9 protein-coding genes and 1 pseudogene are annotated in these 14,103 nt (G+C 73.2%); 2 read left to right on the top strand and 8 right to left on the bottom strand.

Annotated elements, in window-relative coordinates:
• Positions 1–149: 149 nt before the first annotated feature.
• On the top strand, positions 150–2,366 hold the full coding sequence (locus ACYVPE_RS20575; RefSeq protein WP_461035122.1) for a hypothetical protein: 2,217 nt from the start codon (positions 150–152) through the stop codon (positions 2,364–2,366).
• Between the two features lie 458 nt (positions 2,367–2,824).
• Here the strand turns inward: ACYVPE_RS20575 and ACYVPE_RS20570 are convergent, their stop codons facing one another.
• A complete protein-coding gene (locus ACYVPE_RS20570) occupies positions 2,825–3,463 on the bottom strand; it encodes an alpha/beta hydrolase family protein (RefSeq protein ID WP_461035121.1) in 639 nt (212 codons plus the stop codon).
• Between the two features lie 77 nt (positions 3,464–3,540).
• On the opposite strand from ACYVPE_RS20570, the gene ACYVPE_RS20565 reads away from it, so the two are divergent.
• A complete protein-coding gene (locus tag ACYVPE_RS20565) occupies positions 3,541–4,620 on the top strand; it encodes an acyltransferase family protein (RefSeq protein ID WP_461035120.1) in 1,080 nt (359 codons plus the stop codon).
• 49 nt (positions 4,621–4,669) lie between these two features.
• Here the strand turns inward: ACYVPE_RS20565 and ACYVPE_RS20560 are convergent, their stop codons facing one another.
• From ACYVPE_RS20560 to ACYVPE_RS20530, 7 genes and pseudogenes are all read right to left on the bottom strand, one after another.
• Positions 4,670–7,432 (bottom strand): CDP-glycerol glycerophosphotransferase family protein, encoded by a 2,763-nt coding sequence (locus ACYVPE_RS20560; RefSeq protein ID WP_461035119.1) that lies wholly within the window; start codon positions 7,430–7,432, stop codon positions 4,670–4,672.
• Between the two features lie 65 nt (positions 7,433–7,497).
• Entirely contained in the window at positions 7,498–9,555 is a 2,058-nt protein-coding gene (locus ACYVPE_RS20555) for a hypothetical protein (RefSeq protein WP_461035118.1), read from the bottom strand.
• Positions 9,552–11,099, bottom strand: a complete 1,548-nt coding sequence (locus ACYVPE_RS20550; protein ID WP_461035160.1) for an SDR family NAD(P)-dependent oxidoreductase — start codon at positions 11,097–11,099, stop codon at positions 9,552–9,554. The genes ACYVPE_RS20555 and ACYVPE_RS20550 overlap by 4 nt, the downstream gene beginning before the upstream one ends.
• A 164-nt stretch (positions 11,100–11,263) precedes the next feature.
• Positions 11,264–12,718 carry a GTPase ObgE gene (gene obgE / locus ACYVPE_RS20545; protein ID WP_461035117.1) on the bottom strand — a complete coding sequence of 485 codons (1,455 nt, stop codon included), beginning with the start codon at positions 12,716–12,718 and terminating at the stop codon, positions 11,264–11,266.
• A 133-nt stretch (positions 12,719–12,851) separates the two neighbouring features.
• On the bottom strand, positions 12,852–13,112 hold the full coding sequence (gene rpmA, locus ACYVPE_RS20540; RefSeq protein WP_461035116.1) for a 50S ribosomal protein L27: 261 nt from the start codon (positions 13,110–13,112) through the stop codon (positions 12,852–12,854).
• A gap of 12 nt (positions 13,113–13,124) precedes the next feature.
• Positions 13,125–13,454: a 50S ribosomal protein L21 gene (gene rplU / locus ACYVPE_RS20535; RefSeq protein ID WP_461035115.1), complete on the bottom strand. Its 330-nt coding sequence runs from the start codon at positions 13,452–13,454 to the stop codon at positions 13,125–13,127.
• 274 nt (positions 13,455–13,728) lie between these two features.
• Positions 13,729–14,103 (bottom strand): annotated as a pseudogene (locus tag ACYVPE_RS20530) (hypothetical protein); the annotation flags it as partial.

Raw genomic sequence — 14,103 nt, 5'->3', positions numbered from 1 at the left:
GTAACCAGGCGGTTCGCCGCCGCGCATTTTTCCGGCCGGCCGTGGCCCAGCGCCCCGCCGGCCACCTCCCCTCCCCATCCCCGGCGCGCGTCGTCGCGCGCGTTCGCGTTCGCACTCGCATCCGCACCACGTTTCACGGGAGCCCCACCTTGCCCGTCGGACCGCCGCCTCGTCGCGGCCTGTACGCCCTCGCCGCCTCCGGCATCCTGTTCGTCCTGTTCACCGCGCAGCTCGTCGGCGCGCTGCTGCCCAACGCGCCGCTGCTGTGCGCCGCCGGCGCCGGCGGCCTCGGGTTCGAGCTGGCGCTGCGCCGCTGGCGCCCCGGGACGCTGTCCCCGCTCAACCGGCTGCGCTGCGACGAGACCGTCAGACAGCTGCTGCGCGACCTGCTCCTCGTGGTCGGCCTCGGGCATCTCGCGGACCTCGGCGGGGCCGGCGGGGTGCTGCTGGTCGGCGGGCTGCTCGCCTGCTACGCGGCCCACTTCGGGTGCCGGGCGCTCGGCGTGCTGGTGCGGCGGCAGCGCACGCTGCCGGTGCTCACCAGGAACGTCGACGCCGACGAGCTGCGGCTCTCGCCGGCCCCGCCGCGGCTGCTGACCAGCCCGACCCGCCGGGTTCCGCTGCTCTCGTCGCCGGCCACGGTCGGGCTGCTGCTCACGGCGGCGACCGGGCGGCCCGCGTGGGGGCTGCTCGGGGTCGGCGTCTCGCTCGCGCTGTTCTGCGGGGCGGCCGGCCGGCTGGCCACCTGGCTGCTGCCGGCGAGGCGGCCGCCAGGCGACGAGGCGGTGCTCGAGTGGTTCAGGCGCTGGCTCGCCGAGTACCGGCCGGAGGTCGGGCTGTACTTCTCGGGCGGCTCCGGCACGGCGTACCAGGCCAACATGTGGCTCTCCACGATGGCGGAGCTCGACCGGCGGGCGCTCGTGGTGCTGCGGGAGCGGCCGATGCTCCAGCAGATCGCGGCCACCGACCTGCCGGTGGTGTGCCTGCCGCGGGTGGCCAACCTGATGCTGCTCGAACACTCCTCGCTCAAGGTGCTGATCCATCCGGCGAACGCGCCCAAGACGTCGCAGGTGCTGCGGATCCCCACCATCAAGCACGCGTTCGTCAACCACGGCGAGAGCGACAAGCTGTCCAGCTGCAACCCGTACGCCAAGGTGTACGACGAGGTGTGGGTGGCGGGCGCGGCGGCGCGGCGCCGGTACGCGCTGGCGGACGTCGGGGTCGACGACCGCGACGTGGTGGAGGTGGGCCGCCCGCAGCTGGCCCCGATCCGGCCGGCCGCCGGGCCGCCGCCGGCCCTGGGGCCGATCACCGTGCTGTACGCGCCGACCTGGGAGGGCTGGACCGACGACCCGGGCAACACGTCGATCATCCTGGCGGGCGAGCGGGTGGTCGGGGCGCTGCTGGCCGACCCCCGGGTGCGGCTGCTGTACAAGCCGCACCCGATGACGGGCACCGTCAACCGCGAGGCGGCCGCCGCGGACGCGCGCATTCGCGCGCTGATCGCGGCGCGGGGCGGCGACGGGCCCGCGGCACGGACCGGTGGCGGCGCCGCCCGGATCGACGGCCTGCCTGACAGCAGCCAGCCGGCCGGGGACCCGGCGGTGGACTCCGCAGCCGTGGCGGGGCCGGCCGACATCGCCGAGGTCGTGTCGCCGGCCGACACCTCACCGCGCCCCGTCGCGGCAGGCAGCGCCGACGCGCCGGCGGAGCCGGTCGGCCGCGGGGCCGCGGAGGCCGCGTCGCCGGCCGACACCACACGGCGGGCGGTCGTGGCGGGCGACGGGAGCGTGGTGCGGGTGGGCGCCGACGACCTGGAGCGGATGGCGGGGCAGGGCGCGCCGGCGGCCGGCCGGGCGGCGGGCGTGGCCGCGGCCGCCGAGGCGTGGGCGGCGGCGTTCTGGGCCTCCCAGCCGGCCCGGGGGCACCTGGTGCTCACCGGCGCCCGGCCCGACATCTACAGCTGCTTCAACCAGGCCGACCTGCTGATCGCGGACGTGTCGAGCGTCGTCGCCGACCATCTGGCCAGCGCCAAGCCCTACGCCGTGGTCAACACCAGCGGGCTGCCGGCGGCGGAGTTCCGCGCCGCCAACCCCACGGTGCGGGCCGCGACCATCCTCGCCCCGGACGCGGCGGGCCTCGGCGAGCTGCTCGACAGCGTGGTCGACCCGGCGCTCGACCGGCTCGCGGCGGCCCGCGCCGAGCTCACCGAGTACCTGCTCGGCCCGGCGGAACCGCCGTCGATCGTCCGGTTCAGGCGGGCCGTGGACGAGCTGTGCGCGGCGGCCGACGCCCGGCGTGCGCGGCAGCGGGAGGCGGCGGGACCGCCGGCCGAGCGGTCGGCCGCTCCCCGAACCACTCGGTGACGGGAGGCGCCAGGGATTTCCTTCCTGGCGCTTCCCCCCTCCGACGCGGCATGGCAGATTCTGCCGCGTCAGGGGAGCCAAATGCGGCCCAACAGCCGCCATACGAAAGGGAGTTCATGTCCCGCGACTCTCGTGTTCCCTCGCGCCGCGGCGTACTGATCGGGGCCGCGGCGGCCTGCGCCGGCCTCGTCCTCGGGACCGCCGGCTCGGATCAGGCCTTGGCTCCCCCAGGCCTGGCGGCCTGGGTGGGGGTGCCCCCTGCACGGAGTGCTTGGGGGAGTGCCCCCATTCGCTTCGCGCAAGGCGCCCCACGCGGCGGAGCCGCACATCGACCGCGGCGCAGCTCATACGTGGCCGTATTCGCGCGCGGCGCCTGACATGCCGCTCCGCGGCGTGGGGTAACGCGGCGAGGTGCCGTAGCTGGCGTCGCGGGCCCGGCAGGATCGGCAGGACAGGGTCTAGCCCGGGTGCGGCGGCAGCAGGCCGGTGAGCCAGTCGCCCGCCCGGGAGACCACCAGCGCCAGTGCGTCGTCCTGGGAGAGCTCCGCCCGCTTCGGCACCGCGAGGCCGTGGTCGGCCGCCGGCACCTCGACCAGCTCGGTGCCGGCCGGGAACTCGGCGGGGCGGCCGAACGGGTCGTGGCCGCCTTGGACGACCAGCACCGGCACCCCGGCCCCGGTCAGCTCGTCGGCCCGCGACTTCTCCGGCTTCCCCGGCGGATGGAGCGGGAACGACAGCGCCAGCACGGCGCGCGCGCCAAGCGCCCGCGCCGTGCGGCAGGCCACCCGCGCCCCGGCGCTGCGGCCGCCCGCGAACACCGGGAGCCCCGGCTTCTCCAGGGCCGGCCACAGCGCCTCCCAGGCCGTGTCCAGCGTGCGCGGCGCCGGCGCCACCCTCTTGCCCGCCACCCGCCACGGCTGCTCGACGAGCGCCACGGTGATCCCCCTGGCCGGCAGCGCGCCGGCCAGCGCCCGGAGGTCGGCGCTCTCGACGCCGCCGCCCGCGCCGTGGCCGAGGGCCAGCACGGCCCGCGCCCCGGCGGCCGCGTGCCAGGTGATCCTGGCGTCTCCTGAGGGGGTGTGCACGGTTCTGGTCATGCGCCCAGTCTGTGGCAGCCGGCCGCCGCTCCCCCGCGCCACGCCTTAACGCGAGCTGACGCTAAGGTGCCGTACTGATGAACGAGACGCGACAGCTCACGGGCACCCAGGAGACTCCCGCCGTACCGCGCCAGGCCGAGGACAGACCCAAGCAGCGGGACGCGTTCTTCGACAACGCCAAGTACCTGGCCATCGTCCTGGTGGCGGTCGGCCACGCCTGGGAGCCGCTGCGCGGCGACTCGCGCGTGGTCACCGCGCTCTACATGGCGGTGTACGCGTTCCACATGCCCGCGTTCATCGTCATCTCCGGCTACCTGTCGCGGAACTTCGACGGCCGCGCCGACCGCGTCCAGCGGCTGGTCACCGGCGTGCTCGTGCCCTATGTGGTCTTCCAGGTCGCCTACACACTCTTCCTGCGCCGGCTGGACGACGACGACAGCACCTACATCGGTCTCTTCGAGCCACGCTGGCTGCTCTGGTTCCTGCTGGCGCTGTTCATCTGGCGGCTGACCGTGCCGGTGTGGAAGGCCCTCCGCTGGCCGCTGCCCTTCGCCCTGGCCATCGCGGCCATCGCCACGGCCTCGCCGTCGCTCGGCAACGATCTCCAGATCCAGCGCGTCCTGCAGTTCCTGCCGTTCTTCGTGCTCGGCCTGGTCCTGAAGCCCGAGCACTTCCAACGGGTGCGCTGCCGCGCGGTCCGACTGCTCGCGGTGCCGGTCTTCGCGGGAGCGCTGCTCGTCGCCTACTGGGCCGTCCCACGGATGCGCTACACGTGGTTCTACCACCGCGGCAGCGCGCAGGAGCTCGGCGAGCCGTGGTGGACGGGCATCGTGATGACCTTCGTCCTCTTCGCCTGCTCCGTGCTGCTGACCGCCTGTTTCTTCGCGCTGGTGCCGGGGCGGCACCGCTGGTTCACCTCGCTCGGCGCCGGAACCCTGTACGGGCTGCTGCTGCACGGTTTCCTGGTCCGCGGCGCCGAGAGCTGGGGCTGGTACGACCCGGACGTGATGCACGAGCAGCCCGCGGCTCTCCTGATCGCCAGCGCGATCGCCGCCGTGGGCGTCACGCTGCTGTGCACGCCGGTGGTCCAACGGATCTTCCGACCCCTGGTCGAACCGAGGCTGGACTGGCTGTTCCGCCGCCGGCCCGCCGCCTGAGAACGGGGCGGGCCAGCGGTGCGCGGGCCGGCGGCGCGGCCGGCCCGCCTCAGCCCTGCCCGATCTCCAGCATCCGGTCCACCACCCGGGCCGTCGCGAGGCCGTCGGACGGCTCGCAGAAGTCCCTGACGAACGTCTCGTACTTCCCGGCATAGTCGCGCCGCACCGTCTCCGCGGTGCGGATGGCGTGGATCAGCTCGGCCGAGGTCTTGATCAGCGGCCCCGGGGCCCGCGCGGTGAAGTCGAAGTAGAAGCCGCGCAGCGTGTCCCGGTAGTGCTCCAGGTCGTAGGTGAAGAAGAGCATCGGCCGGCCGGAGTGCGCGAAGTCGAACAGCACCGAGGAGTAGTCCGTGATCAGCACGTCCGTGATCAGGTAGAGCTCCGCGATGTCCGGGTAGGCCGAGACGTCGTACACGAAGCCCTGCCCAGCGCCCGGGATGGCGTCCAGGATCTTCGGGTGCTTGCGGAACAGGAAGACGTGGTCGTCGCTCAGCGCGTCCTTGGCCGCGTTCAGGTCGACCTGGAGGTCGAGCTTGAACTTGGACGCGGTGTGCCGCTGGTCGTCCCGCCAGGTCGGCGCGTACAGCACGACCTTCTTCCCCTCGGGGATGCCGAGCGTGGCCCGCACCCGCTGCGCGATCTTCTCCCGGTCGGGCCGGTGGAAGACGTCGTTGCGCGGGTAGCCGGCCTCCAGGATCTCGCCCTCGCAGCGGAACGCGTTGCGCATGATCGGCGTCGTGAACGCGTTGGGCGAGACCACGAGGTCGAACTGCCTGAACCGGTGCGGCAGGCTGGCGATGTACTGGAGGTTGGCCTTCGGGGTGCCGAGCAGGTCGGCGCCGATCTTCTTGAGCGGCGTGCCGTGCCAGGTCTGCACGACGCACTGCCCCTCGCGCCGCTCGTACCAGTCGCCGAGGCCCACGTTGGTGACGACGTACCGGCTGCGGGCCAGCGCCTCGTACCACTCGCGGCTGTGCCACTCGACGGGGCGCACCCCGGGCGGCAGGTCGACCTGGGCGTCGGCGACCGACCACAGGTGCTCGACGTCGATGCCGCGCCGCACGAACTCCTCGTAGACGGCGCGCGGCGAGTCGGAGAACTGCTTGCCGCCGAAGCTGTTGTAGAAGACCGTCTCGGTGAGCGGCTCCCGCTTGAAGGCCGGGGTGAGCGTCTGGCGCAGCTCGCGCTGCCTGAGGGCGCCGCGCTCCTCCGCCTTGAGCACCGGGCCGGAGCCGAGGAAGAGCCGGTCGAAGTAGCGGCGGTTGACGGTGTAGGTGCGGCCCGCGACGCGCTTCTTCGACGGCAGCGTGTCGATCAGGTCGGCGCGCAGCTTCACGGGCACGTCGCCCTTGTTGCCCCAGGCGTCCTCGTCGCGCAGCGAGAGGTACCAGCGGCCGGCGCGCAGCGGCAGCACCGCGTCGTACGTCGACATCCTGTCGGGCGTGATCCGCACGCTGAACCTGCGCTCGGTCTCCGACCAGGTCAGCGGCAGGACGTGCTCCTCGAACCGCTCGCCGTGCCGGAGCACGAAGCGCTTCTGGTCGCCGGGGCCCGTGTAGGAGCCCTCGACCACCAGCACGCCGTCGCGGGTCCACTTCAGCGTGTCGACGACGGCCTGCCGCGCCCTGTCGTGCAGCTTCAGCAGCCCGGGCCCGTCGGTGGTGACCGCGATCTCCCGGCCGTCGGGGCGCGGGTAGCGGCCGGGCAGGAAGCCGTCGCCGACCGTGGCGCGGCGCGACGTGCCGTCGGCGAACTCGATGTGGGTGAGGAAGTCGTACGTCTTCTCGGTCGCGGTGGTGGCCACCGTGAGGTCGTCGAAGGGGACCTCGGCGCGCCAGCGGGACCACCGCCGGTCGGCCTCGCCGCCCTCCTGGGGCGCCAGCGGGTACTCGACGCCGCCCTGCTGGCCCTTGCGTACGATCCGCAGCTTGGTGGGCCGCTTGCCGTCGGCCGGCGAGCGCACCCCGATCACCAGCGCGTCGGCGGTGGCGGTCTGGTCGCCGACCTCCGCCTCCGCGACGTCGATGGTGATCTGGAAGTTGTCCTCGGCGAAGCCGGCCACCAGCCGGACCCCGTCGCCGAGGTGCCGCACCTGCGAGTGGCCGGCCGAGCCGATGTCGACCCGCTGGGCCTTGCCCGGCACGTAGCCGCCCGGGCGGGGCAGCGCCATGGTCAGGCCGAAGGTGGCGGGCCGCCACCTGCCGCGCGACTTGAGCTTGGCCGGGTCGATGGTGATCTCGAAGCCCGCGTCGTCGTGGTTGTGCAGCGCCTGCTTGGACTCGCGGGTGGCGCGCAGCGACTCCTGGCCGCGGAACCTGACGGGGATCCGGCGCCCGCCGGGGGCCCGCAGCCAGGCCAGCCTGGGCAGCGCGCCGGCGCCGCCCGGCAGGTTGGCGACGTAGGCGTAGCCGCGCACGACGATCCTGCCGTCCTGCCACAGCACCTCGGTCGCCTTGGCGCGCACCGGCATCTCGCGCAGCCGCAGCCGGGTGACGGCGGCCGGCAGGCCGCGGTTGTCGACCCCGGGGATGGCCACGTAGGGGCGGAGCCGGCCGCGGACGGGGAAGGCACCGGGGTTGGTCCGCTCGAAGTCGATGACCGTGAGCAGGTCACCGAGCCGCCGCCCGCGGACCAGCTCCCACTTGATGCGGGCGATGGGCGGCAGCTTGCGGAGCTTGGCCGCGTCGGCGGCCGCCAGGAACGTGGCCGCCGCGTCGAGGAAGGCCTCGCGGTCCTCGTCGGTGGCCTCGGGGAGGAAGCGCAGCCCGCGCGCGAGCTCCTCGGGAATCAGGTCTTCCGGCTTCGCTACCACGTCAGTCAGTGCCTTCTCTTCCAGCTCTTTCCGGTCTTCTGCACTCCCCCACCACGCGCCCTTCGTCAGGGCGCCGGCACCACGGCGGTCGCGTCGGCGGCTCCCGCCTGCCCCTGGGCCCGGTTACGGGCCGAGGCCCGGTCGGCCAGGTCCCTGACGGCCGCCGCGAACCGCTCCTGGGAGGGCGGCTGGTCGGGCCCGAGCAGGTAGTCCCTGAGCTCGGCCCGGGCGGCGGCCAGCGGGTCGGCCGCGGCGGCGTGGGCGGCGTCGAGCAGCCGGTCGATCCCGGTGGCGTCGTTGGTCAGGATGACGGCGGCCCGCACGGCGGTGTTCTGCCGCTTGAACTCGTCCTCGCCGAGCGCCGCCGAGTCGGTGACGGCGTACGGCTTGCCGCTGGCGATCCAGTCGGACACCACGCTGGAGATGTCGGAGACCAGGGCGTCGGACTCGTTGAAGCAGTCGAAGAGGCGCGGCTCGGGGCCGGTGACGACCCGGTGCTGCCACCAGCCGAGCGAGTCCCAGTAGAGCTCGTTCCGCTCCGCCAGGCGCCGCTCCTCGCCGGCCGCCTGGTCGAGCGGGGTCTGGGCGTCGCGGGAGACCGAGGCGTCGTCCCAGGTGGCGGCCGGCGTGAGCGCCGCCGCCGTGGTGGCGCGGCCGCCGAGCGCGGCCTGGGCGCGCGCCCGCTCCCCCGCGGTGCGCTCGGCCTCGGCGGCGAAGCGCGGGTCGGCGGCGCGCCGGGCGGCGGCCTCCTCGATCAGGGCGACGATCCGGCGGTGCACGACGCCCGCCTCCCGGTCACGGGTGCCGGTGAACGGGTGCGGCTTGTAGAGCACCCGCACCGGGCGCTCGGACTCCAGCAGCCGCCTGACGATGTTCTCGCCGGCCAGCAGCAGCGAGGTGTTGCCCGGGTCGTCGGTCCAGCCCTCCCAGGTGGGTGCGTAGAGCACGGTCGGCACCTCCCCGGCGAGCGGCTGCCCGGTACCGGCGGCGATGCCGGCCAGCTGGGGCCGGCCCACCTCGACGATGTCCTCGTCGCGCACCCCGACGTCGGCCAGCGCGTACCGGTCGCGGCCGGCCCGGCCGGCGGTCCACACCTCGTCGTACGCCTTGGCGAAGGGGTTGATGCTGGCGATCTTGTCGCTGTCGCCGTGGCCGACGAAGACGTGCTTCATGGTGGGCACCCGCAGCAGGTGCAGGTTCTTGCCGACGTTGGCCGGGTAGAGGCCGACCCGCAGCGTGGACAGGTCCATCTGCATCAGGTGGACGGCGCTCGGCACGCACAGCACGGGCAGGGTGGTGGTGGCGAGCCTGGCCAGGATGGCGCGCTCGCGCAGGATGACGACGGGCCGCTCGTCGTCGAGCCGCTCCAGGGTCTCCAGCCACATGTTGACCTGGTAGGCGGAGTCCTTGGAGCCGGAGAAGTAGAGCGCGACGGTCGGCCGGTGGGTGAGCAGCCACTCGTCGAACCACTCCAGGGTCCGCTCCGGGTCGGGCGGCAGCTTCCCGGCGCGGAAGAACGGCAGCAGCACCAGCAGGTAGCCGAGCACCAGCGCCATGGTGCCGGCGATGCCGGCGTGGCCGAGTGCGGCCTCGTCGGTGGCGGCGACGCCGAGCAGGCCGAGGAACATCGGCACCTCGGTGTGCAGCACCTTCTCCACGGCCCGGTAGGTGAGCCAGCGCGGCGGTCCTTCGGGCACCGGCAGCGTCGACAGGTCGATGTTGCGGGTGGTGATCGGCAGCCGCCGCTTCCGCCGCAGCACCATCACCAGGCCGGTGTGCGGGGCCTGTAGCCCGTAGAAGACGAGCAGGCCAGCGACGTAGAGCACCGCCTCGTCGGTCAGCTCGGAGCGGATCAGCAGCAGGAGCAGCAGCAGCTGGCGGATCAGGAAGCGGATGGTGAGGCCGAGCCTCGCCTTGCCGAACCGCACCAGCACGTAGGAGCCGCGCCGGTGCAGGTAGTGGTCCCCGAGGTAGGAGCAGACCGCGGCGACGGCGAAGCCGACGGCGGACGGCAGGAGCGCGGTGGCCAGCATCAGCGGGTAGCCGACCACCATCACCAGCGCCGCGACCAGCTCGGCGCCGGACGCCACCCCGACGAGGCGGCGGAGGAGTGCTCGGATCATGCCACCTCCCCCGGGACCCGGCCCTGCGCGGCGTCGGCGGCGGTCTCGGCGGCGGCGGTCTCGGCGTTCAGGGCGGCGGCCAGGGCGCGCTCGAAGGAGCCGGCGCTGCTGGCGTCGGCGGTGGGGTCCTGCTGGCGGACGTCGATGACGTGCCCGGTCATGGCGGAGAGCAGGACGTCGAGCGAGGTGCTGGCGACGGCCTCCGAGGAGAGCAGGCTGCCGGCGGGCTCCTGGCCGAACGCCTTGGTGCGCATCGGGGTCGCGGTCCGCTCCGGGTTGACGCAGTTGACGCGGACGCCGTCGCCCGCCCACTCGTCGGCCAGCGCCTGGGTGAGGTTCACCATGGCGGCCTTGGTGGACGAGTACAGGCTGTACTCGGCGCGGCCCCGGGTGTAGCTGCTGGAGGTGTAGAGCAGCAGCTGGCCGCGGGTCTCGGCGAGGTACTTGTGGGCGGCGCGGGCGATGCGGACCGGCGCGAGGTAGTTGACGGTCAGCGCCTCCTCGATGGCGGCGTCGTCCGTCTCGGCGAGCTTGCCGATGCGCAGCACCCCCGCGGTGTTCACCACGTAGTCGATGCGCCCGGTCTCCGCGTACGCCTTCTCCAGCGCCTCGGCGACGTCGGCCTGCTTCTCGACGTGGGTGCCGGTGGTGGAGCGGCCCAGCGGGTAGACGGTGGCGCCGTGGTGGGCGGCCAGGTCGGCGATGTCCTTGCCGATGCCGTAGGAGCCGCCGAAGACCACCATGGTCTTGCCGGACAGCCGCTCGCGGTAGGCGGCCTCGTCGGACTGCTGGGGGGCCGCGGTGGAGGCGAGCTGGAACATCTTGTCGGCGATGAAGACGTCGACGGGCTGGGTGACCTTCATGTTGAACTCGTCACCCTGGACGACGTGGATCGGCACGTCGGGCAGGTAGCGCAGGACCACGGAGCAGTCGTCGGTGGCCTGGAAGTTCGGGTCGCCGGCGGCTATCTCGTAGGCCCGGCGGATGGTGGAGAGCCGGAACGCCTGCGGGGTCTGGCCGCGCCGGAGCCGGGAGCGGTCGGGGACGTCGGTGATGAACTCGCCGTCCTCGCCGTGGGTGCGGGTCACGATGATGGTGTCGGCGGACGGTATCGCCACGTCGACGGCCTGGTAGCGGTCCAGGGAGGCCACGCAGTCGGATATCACGCGCTGCGAGAGCAGCGGCCGCACGGCGTCGTGGAAGAGGACGTTGCGGTCCTCGCCCTCGGCGAGCCCCTCGCCGACGACGGCGATGGCCCGCCGGGTCGTCTCGTTGCGCGTGCTGCCGCCCTCGACGACCCGGCTGACCTTCGTCAGGCCGCTCCTGGCGATGATCCGCTCCACGTCCGCCGCGTAGCCGGGGGCCATCATCACGATGACGTCATCGATGTCCGCGGACTCCTCGAAGACCGCCAGCGTGTGCTCGATGACCGCCTTGCCCGCGATCTTGATCAGCTGCTTCGGTATGGAGAGACCCACCCGCTGGCCGGTACCGCCAGCGAGAACGACCGCTGTGGTGTGTGGGGACGGTCCTTTGGGTTGGATGGACAAGGCAGCTCCTGCCGGTATCAAAAGGTGTCGGCTACGCGAGGAGAAGGTTAACCCCCGTCGAAGCTTGACCCCTAAACCGGATGAACCGTTGTCGACTGTTATTCGTTTGTGACGGTGGCGCGTTAGTCTACGACGCCCCCTGGGCAGGCGCGACAAGCTCACTCAAAGGGGTCGAACTCCTCGAACTCCTGCTGGGCGGAGTCCTGTCGGCCGTCCCGCCGCTGCGCTTCGCGCTCCCTGCGCCGCTGCTCCGCGGGGCGCGGTTCGTTCATCCGGTGATCCTCGCCACGTCGGCCGAGCATCTCGGCGCCGCCCACCATCGCGGGCTCGAAGTCGAAGACGACGGCGTCGTCGTCGCCGCCGATCGCCACCCCGTCGCCCTCCCTGGCGCCCTGCTTGATCAGCTCGTTCTCGACGCCGAGCCGGTTGAGCCGGTCGGCGAGGTAGCCGACGGCCTCGGCGTTCGCGAAGTCGGTCTGCCGCACCCAGCGCTCCGGCTTCTCGCCCCGAACCCTGAAGAAACCCTCACCTTCGGCGGTTACCGTGAAGCCCGTGTCGTTCACGGCCTTCGGCCGGATCACGATCCGGGTCGACTCCTCCTTGGGCCGCGCCTCCCTGGCCTCGGCGACCAGCCCGCCGAGCGCGAAGGACAGCTCCCGCAGCCCCTGCCGGGAGACCGCGGACACCTCGAACACCCGCAGGCCGCGAGCCTCCAGATCGGGCCGGACGATCTCGGCCAGATCGAGCCCCTCGGGGATGTCGGTCTTGTTGAGCACCACGAGCCGCGGCCGGTCGTCGAGGCCGCCGTACTTCGCCAGCTCCTCCTCGATCACGTCGAGGTCGGTGAGCGGGTCACGGCCGGGCTCCAGGGTGGCGCAGTCCAGCACGTGCACCAGGACCGAGCAGCGCTCCACGTGCCGCAGGAACTCCAGGCCCAGGCCCTTGCCCTCGCTGGCGCCCGGGATCAGCCCCGGCACGTCGGCCACGGTGTAGACGGTGGACCCGGCGGTGACCACGCCCAGGTTGGGCACCAGGGTGGTGAACGGGTAGTCGGCGATCTTGGGCTTGGCGGCCGACAGCACGGAGATCAGCGAGGACTTGCCGGCGCTCGGGAAGCCGACCAGCGCCACGTCCGCGACCGTCTTGAGCTCCAGGACGATGCCCCGCTCCTCGCCAGGCTCGCCGAGCAGCGCGAACCCGGGCGCCTTACGGCGCGGCGAGGCGAGCGCCTCGTTGCCGAGGCCGCCACGGCCGCCCTGGCCGGCGACGTACCTGGTGCCCTCGCCGACCAGGTCGGCCAGCGGCTGCCCGTCGGCGTCGAGCACCACGGTGCCGTCCGGCACGGGCAGCACCAGGTCCTCGCCGGCCGCGCCGGTGCGGTGGCTGCCGCCGCCCGGCTTGCCGTTGGTCGCCTTCCGGTGCGGCCTGTGGTGGTACTCCAGCAGCGTCGTCACGTCCCGGTCGACCACCAGCACGACGTCGCCGCCGCGCCCGCCGTCGCCGCCGTCGGGGCCGCCGAGCGGCTTGTACTTCTCCCGGTGCACGGAGGCGCAGCCGTGGCCCCCGTTACCCGCGACGACATGGATCTCGACGCGGTCCACGAAGGTGGTCATGACGTGTGCCTCCCGGCGGGGTCTGTGATGCGTGTGAGGTGCGGAGTGTGTCGGATAAACGCCGAGGGCGGACCCGTGCTTCCCGGCATCTGCCGGGAAGTCGGTCCGCCCTCGGGTGAAAGGAAGCCGCCGGTTACTCGGCCGCGGCCACGACCACGTTGATGACGCGGCGGTCGCGGTGGGTGCCGAACTCGACCTTGCCGGCCCGGAGCGCGAACAGGGTGTCGTCCTTGCCGCGGCCCACGCCCGCGCCGGGGTGGAAGTGGGTGCCGCGCTGGCGGAGCAGGATCTCGCCGGCCTTCACGGCCTGGCCGCCGAAGCGCTTCACGCCGAGGTACTGGGGGTTCGAGTCGCGGCCGTTCCGGGTGGACGACGCGCCCTTCTTGTGTGCCATCTGCCTGGTCCCTTACTTCGCGTTCGCGGCCGGGGCGGGGATCTCGGTGACCTTCAGCTGGGTGAGCAGCTGACGGTGACCCATCCGCCGGCGGTAACCGGTCTTGTTCTTGAACTTCTGGATCCGGATCTTGTCGCCCTTGTGGTGGTCGACGACCTCGGCCTGGACCTTCACGCCGGCCAGCACCCACGGGTCGCTGGTGACGGTCTCGCCGTCGACCACGAGCAGCGTGGAGAGCTCGACGGTGTCGCCGGTGCTCTTGTCGGCCAGGCGGTCGACCTCGATGACGTCGCCGACGGCGACCTTCTGCTGACGGCCGCCGGTGCGCACGATCGCGTACACGCGGAACTCCCTCTTCTCAGATCCGGAACCCCTGACGCCAGCAACGGGCGAACCCGGCCTCTCCCCCGGCGCGAGCGGCGACGCCGCGCGCCTCGCGGGGAGGTAGTTGCTCAGGAGCGATCGGCGTGCCTGGTGACATGCCGACGACCAACAATACGGAGGCGCAGACAAGGGGGTCAAATTCGGCCCCGGTCCCACCCCGGCCGGCCCGTGACACGGGTCCGCCCGGTCCTTCCGCCCGACGGTGGGCGGAAGGACCGGGCGGACCCCGTCGTCACTCCCCGGTCTGCGCGGAGACCGAGGGCGGCTGCGACTGCTCGGCGGCCGAGGCGCTCTTGGTCGCCTTCTTGGCCGTCGTCTTCTTCGCCGCGGCCTTCTTGGCCGTGGTCTTCTTGGCCGCCGCCTTCTTGGTGGTGGCCTTCTTGGCGGCCTTCTTCGCGGTCTTGGCCGGCGCCTTCTTGGCCGCCGCCTTCTTGCCGGCGCCCGGGGCGACCACGGTCACCACGGCCTCGGTCGCGCCCTCGGGCGAACCGGCCGGCGCCGAGACCCGCGCGCGCGGCGGCGGGGCCGCCGCGGCGGGCTGCGGCTCGGGCGCCGCCTCGGGCTCGGCCGGCCGCTCGACGACCTGCACGACGACCTCGGCCGCCTC

The organism is Streptomyces mayteni (genome assembly GCF_054783955.1).
The sequence above is the reverse complement of the archived record's forward strand: the minus strand, read 5'-3'. Positions and strand labels throughout refer to the sequence as shown.